Here is a 3,300-nt window from a genome sequence, read left to right on the forward strand (position 1 = left end):
GGAATGGCAAACCCCACGCCGGCCGAGGCCCCGCTGGGCGAGACGATGGCTGTGTTCACGCCGATCAGCCGGCCGCGCGCATCCAGCAGTGGTCCGCCGGAGTTGCCCGGGTTGATGGCCGCGTCGGTCTGAATGACCTTGCGGATCACCCGGCCGCTCTCCGTCTGCAGGGTGCGGCCCAGCGCGCTGATGACGCCGGTGGTCAGGGTGCGGTCGAACTGTCCGAAGGGACTGCCGATGGCCAGCGCCCGCTGTCCCACCCGCAGTTCCTGCGATGAGCCCAGCTCCACCGGGTGAAGCTGGTCCGCCGGCAGGTCCACTTTCAGCACCGCCAGGTCGTTGGGCGGATCCGTCCCGACCACCTCCGCCGGCACCGTCAGGTCTTCGCCGAAGGTCACCTCGATCGTCTGGGCATTCTCGATGACGTGATAGTTGGTGACAATATGCCCTTCTTTGTCGAAGACGAAGCCGGAGCCGGCACCTTCCTCGGGATAGACGCCGAAGAAGAAGTCCGCATAGATGATACGGGTGGTGATATGCACCACCGAGGGGCTGACGCGCTCATAAATGGCCGATATGAGCTGGTCCTCCCAATCGGCCAGGGCGAAGAGGGTCTCCAGGTCCAGCTCTTCGCCGGTCGGCGCGGCCGAGAGGGTCGGCGTGGGCGGCGCTGGCGTCCGCGTGGGCGCCGGCGTCGGAGCCGAGATGCCGGCCGGCGGCACAAAGGGCGTTGCCGTGACCGCTTCGACAGCGTTGGTCGGCGAGAAGCGTGCAGAGCCAATAACCTGACAGCCCAGCAATGTGAAAAGCGCGATCAGCCCGAACAGCACCGTCCGGAGAGATTGTCCTGAACGAGCCCTCATGTTTCACCTCCTCCCGCAGGGCGCAGGGGAAAAAATCAGGCGCCCATCGTGGGCGCCTGTGCACTGCGTTTGTGGTGTTAGTCGCGCCGGCGGAAGCCGCCGAGCAGAAAGATATAGTACAGCAGGGTGGAAAGGGTCTGCGCCAGGGCCGCCACGTACGTCAGGGCGGCGGCGTCCAGCACGCTCTTGGCGGCGGCCAGCTCGCGGTTATCCACCAGGCTGTAGGTGCGCAGGAGTTGAAGGCCGCGCTGGCTGGCGTTGAATTCCACCGGCAGGGTGACCAGGGCGAAGAGCGCGCCGGCGGAGAATGCCAGCACGCCGGCCCAGGCCAGGTTCGGGGAGCCGAACAGCAGGCCGATGAAGAAGAGCACCGGCCCAACCCAGGCCGCCACCGTCACCGCCGGCACCAGGCCGGAGCGGATGCGCAGAGGCACATAGCCCTGCGCGTCCTGCAGGGCGTGCCCCACCTCATGGGCGACGATGCTCAGCGCCGCCACCGAGCGGCTCCGGGCCACTGCCGGAGAAAGCCGCAAGGTCTTACTGCGCGGGTCGTAATGGTCGGTCAGCTCGCCCGGCGTGCCCTCAATGGAGATATGGTCCAGGCCCTGGCCGCGCAGTAACATTTCGGCGGCCTCCACCCCGCTGATGCCGCGGAAGTTCGGCTCGCGCAGATAGCGCGTGTACGCCGCCCGCACCTTCCACTGGGCGTACATCGCCAGCAGAAGCGCCGGCAGGGCAAAAACAAAGTACATGGGATCCCACCAGAAGACCATCTTTCCCCACCTCGTTCCTACCGATCCGGAATGATACTATCATGATACAACAAGGTGCCAGTCTGGGCAAGACCAGCCTGTCCAGACTGGCACCGGGGGCGGCATTACACCTGGCGGAACTCACCCTCGACCACGTCTTCCTCACCGCCGTGGGCGGTGTCGCTCTCACGAGCGGTGGTACCGGCACCGCTGGGGCCGGCGCCCGGCGCACCGGCGGAGCCGTAGAGCTTCTCGGACAGGCGGTATGTCGCCCGCTGCAGCTCCTCCATGGCCCGGCGGATGCGGGAGACATCCTCGCCCTTCATGGCCTCGCGCACATCGGCGATGAGCCGTTCCAGGGCGGAGCGGTCCTCGGGCGGGACGCGGTCGCCGGCCTCGCGCAGGGTCTTCTCGGTGGTGTAGGCCAGCGAGTCCGCCTGGTTGCGCGCCTCGGCCAGCTCGCGCCGCCGGCGGTCCTCCTCGGCGTGCATCTGGGCCTCCCGCACCATGCGGTCAATGTCTTCCTTGCTCAGGTTGGTGGTGGCGGTGATGCGCACCGACTGCTGTTTGCCGGTCGCCAGGTCCTTGGCCGAGACGTTCAGGATGCCGTTGGCGTCAATGTCGAAGGTCACCTCGATCTGCGGCACACCGCGCGGCGCCGGCGGGATGCCCTCCAACCGGAAGCGGCCCAGCGTCATGTTGTCGGCCGCCATCGGACGCTCGCCCTGCAGGACGTGGATCTCCACAGCCGTCTGGTTGTCCTCGGCGGTGGTGAAGATCTCGCTCTTGCGGACCGGGATGGTGGTGTTGCGCGGGATGAGCACCGTCATGACGCCGCCAAGGGTCTCGACACCCAGGGACAGCGGGGTGACGTCCAGCAGGACCACGTCCTTGACCTCGCCGGCCAGGACGCCGGCCTGCAGGGCCGCGCCGATCGCCACGACCTCGTCCGGGTTGACGCCCTTATTGGGCTCCTTGCCCAGCATCTCGCGCACCAGGCGCTGGACCACGGGCATGCGGGTGGCGCCGCCCACCAGGATGACCTCATCAATGTCAGCCGGCGTCAGCTTGGCGTCGCGCAGTGCCTGCTCCACCGGACCGCGCAGCCGCTGGGTCAGATGCTCGCTCAACTGCTCGAACTTCGAGCGAGTCAGCTTCATGAGCAGATGCTTAGGCCCGCTGGCGTCCGCGGTGATGAAAGGCAGGTTGATCTCGGTCTCCATGACGCTGGAGAGCTCGATCTTGGCCTTCTCCGCCGCCTCTTTCAGGCGCTGAAGGGCCTGGCGGTCCTCACGCAGGTCAATGCCGTACTCTTTCTTGAACTCATCGGCGATGTAGTTGACGATGACCTGGTCGTAATCATCGCCGCCCAGATGGGTATCGCCGGAGGTGGCCTTCACCTCGAAGACGCCCTCGCCGACCTCCAGGATGGAGACGTCAAAGGTGCCGCCGCCCAGGTCGAAGACCACGATGGTCTCCGCCTTCTTCTTGTCCAGGCCGTAGGCCAGGGATGCGGCGGTCGGCTCATTGATGATGCGCAGGACCTCGAGGCCGGCGATCTTGCCGGCGTCCTTGGTGGCCTGGCGCTGAGAGTCGTTGAAATAGGCCGGCACGGTGATCACCGCCTTAGTGACCGGCTCGCCCAGGTAGGCCTCGGCATCCTGCTTGAGCTTCTGCAGGATCAT

At 66.5% G+C, this 3,300-nt stretch carries 3 protein-coding genes; all 3 read right to left on the reverse strand.

Annotated elements, in window-relative coordinates:
• Positions 1 to 863, reverse strand: an 863-nt coding sequence (locus H5T60_13255; GenBank protein ID MBC7243397.1) for a trypsin-like peptidase domain-containing protein, incomplete at its 3' end; no start/stop codon positions are given.
• A gap of 77 nt (positions 864 to 940) precedes the next feature.
• The gene (locus H5T60_13260; GenBank protein ID MBC7243398.1) at positions 941 to 1,636 is read right to left on the reverse strand and encodes a zinc metallopeptidase; all 696 of its coding nucleotides are present in this window, start codon (positions 1,634 to 1,636) and stop codon (positions 941 to 943) included.
• Positions 1,637 to 1,740: 104 nt separating this feature from the next.
• A partial coding sequence (dnaK, locus tag H5T60_13265; GenBank protein ID MBC7243399.1) for a molecular chaperone DnaK occupies positions 1,741 to 3,300 on the reverse strand: 1,560 nt, incomplete at its 5' end.

It is taken from the genome of Anaerolineae bacterium (assembly GCA_014360855.1).
GTDB lineage: Bacteria > Chloroflexota > Anaerolineae > JACIWP01 > JACIWP01 > JACIWP01.

Bases quoted from the DNA above. Each gene is read 5' to 3' on its own strand.
- H5T60_13260 (MBC7243398.1), bottom strand. From the start codon at position 1,636: ATGGTCTTCTGGTGGGATCCCATGTACTTTGTTTTTGCCCTGCCGGCG.